Consider the following 2140-nt stretch of genomic DNA (forward strand, 5'->3'; position numbering starts at 1 on the left):
CCGACCGCCACGAACGACAGCCAGAAGCCCGGCTGCAGCAACGCCCACGGGTCGAGCGCGGTCACCACCACCGCCGCAGCTCCCCACACCAGCGGCCAGCTCCAGCGCAGGCCGGCCGCGCCGATCAGGGTGGCGGTGGCGAGCATCAGCACGGTGCGTTGCGCCGGCACGCCCCAGCCGGCGAAGGCCGCATACGCCAGCGCCGCCGCCAGCCCGCCCCAGCGCGCCGCCAAGGGCGCGGGACACCGCAGCATGGCGCGCCCACTGCGCCGCCACGCCCAGTGCACCGCCAGGCCGGCCAGCCACGCGAACATGGTCACGTGCAGGCCGCTGATCGACATGAGATGCGCCACGCCGGTGTTGCGGTAGAGCGCCCAGTCGTCGCGCTCGATCGCCGCCTGGTCGCCCACCGCCAGCGCGGCCAGCACGCCGGCCGCGGGCGAATCAGCCAGTCGGGTGACGATGGCGTCGCGCACCGACTGACGCAGCCGGTCGAGCGATGCGCCGCTCGGCGGTGCGAGCAATCGGTTGCCGGCACCGGGCGAGCCACGCACGTAACCGGTGGCGCGCACGCCTTGCTCGAACAGCCACAGCTCGTGGTCGAAGCCATGCGGGTTCATCGCGCCGTGCGGGCGCTTCAAACGCAATGTGAGCTGCCAGCGCTGCCCGGCCTGCAGCGCCGGCAAGGTCTCGCTGCCCCGCGCATACCAGCCGATCGCCAGGCGCGGCGGCAAGGTGAGGACGGCCGGGCCGGCGCGCGCCGACTCGACCTCCAGGCGAAAGCGCAGCGCCTCGGCCGAGCGCTGCGGCAGCCCGGCGACGACGCCCACGACAACGAGATCGCGGCCTTCGAGTTCCGCCGGCAAGACATCGGCCAGCCGCCAGCCGGCGCGCAGGCCGGTGGCCGCAAAAGCGAGCAGCGCAGTGGGCAACGCCAGTGCCAGCACCGCCAGCAGCGCGGCGCGTTGCCAGCGCGCTCGCAGCAGCCAGATCACGATGGCCGCGGCAACGACCAGCAGCGCGGCATAGGCCGGTGCGTCCCACAGCGCCGCCTGGCGCAGCTGCAGCGCCGTGCCCGCCACGAACGCTGCGCCCACCGTCAGCGGCCGGGCCAGCGAAGCGCTCGGGGCGGCAGGCATGCCGCAGTGTAGAAGCGGGCCTTGCACGGGCTGCACGGGCTGCACTGAAGTACGCGTAATGCGCCGCTCGTTTGCCCTAGGCCGTGGGCCGTGCGTCATGCGTCATGCGTCGCACCCCATGGACTGTGGGCAAGAGATGCCGGCCCGCAGGTACGATGCCCAATCGTTTTTCCAAGGGCCACTCATGTCGATCCAACAACGTCTCGAAGCGCTCGGCATCGTGCTGCCACCGATCGCCGTGCCGGCCGCCGCCTACCTGCCGTTCGTGCGCAGCGGCAACTTCGTGTTCCTGTCCGGGCACATCGCCAAGCGGGGCGGGCGGCCGCATGTCGGGCAGCTCGGCGCCGACATGGCCACGGCGGGCGGCAAGGCCGCGGCACGCAGCGTCGCGATCGACCTGCTGGGCACCTTGGCCGCGGCGCTCGACGGCGACCTCGAGCGCGTACAGCGCATCGTCAAGCTGATGAGCCTGGTCAACAGCACGGCCGACTACACCGAGCACCACCTGGTCACCAACGGCGCCTCGGAGCTGATGGTCGAGGTGTTCGGCGCCGAGCGTGGCGCGCACGCGCGCAGCGCCTTCGGCGTGGCGCAGTTGCCGATGGGCGCTTGCGTCGAGATCGAGCTCATCGCCGAAGTAAGTCCGTGAACTTTTCAAGTTTGCAGACGGATTCGACGCAGCGCGGCGCGCAGGCTTGGCCGATGGCTTCGGCCTCAAGCTAACGGCCGCCGACTACGTGATCAGTCACTGGCCCTGGTGCAATACCACCGCCGAAAAATGCGCGCGAGTTGAAAGCCTTGCTGAGGGCGGAGATGCTGAGGATTGAACGGCGGATTGGTGAGCAGTGAAGTGCTGCTGCATGGCGTCATCTCGGCGCTGAGTCGTGCAGACTGCCTTCATATCGCGCCGCGCTCAGATTCCTTCTCGCTCCGTGGCAAATCACTGTCTCTCGCGGAAACGGCGAAGCGATCCGAGCGATGCCCACCTTGCCGACGGCATT

2 protein-coding genes are annotated in these 2140 nt (G+C 70.4%); one reads left to right on the plus strand and one right to left on the minus strand.

Features of this window, described 5'->3' with window-relative positions:
• Nucleotides 1-1139, minus strand: a 1139-nt coding sequence (locus RMO12_RS05655; protein ID WP_309638542.1) for a ComEC/Rec2 family competence protein, incomplete at its 3' end; no start/stop codon positions are given.
• A gap of 184 nt (nucleotides 1140-1323) precedes the next feature.
• On the opposite strand from RMO12_RS05655, the gene RMO12_RS05660 reads away from it, so the two are divergent.
• Entirely contained in the window at nucleotides 1324-1788 is a 465-nt protein-coding gene (locus RMO12_RS05660) for a RidA family protein (protein WP_309625806.1), read from the plus strand.
• Nucleotides 1789-2140: the final 352 nt, after the last annotated feature.

The sequence above is a fragment of the Methylibium sp. genome (genome assembly GCF_031393925.1).
Classification (GTDB): Bacteria; Pseudomonadota; Gammaproteobacteria; order Burkholderiales; family Burkholderiaceae_C; genus Methylibium.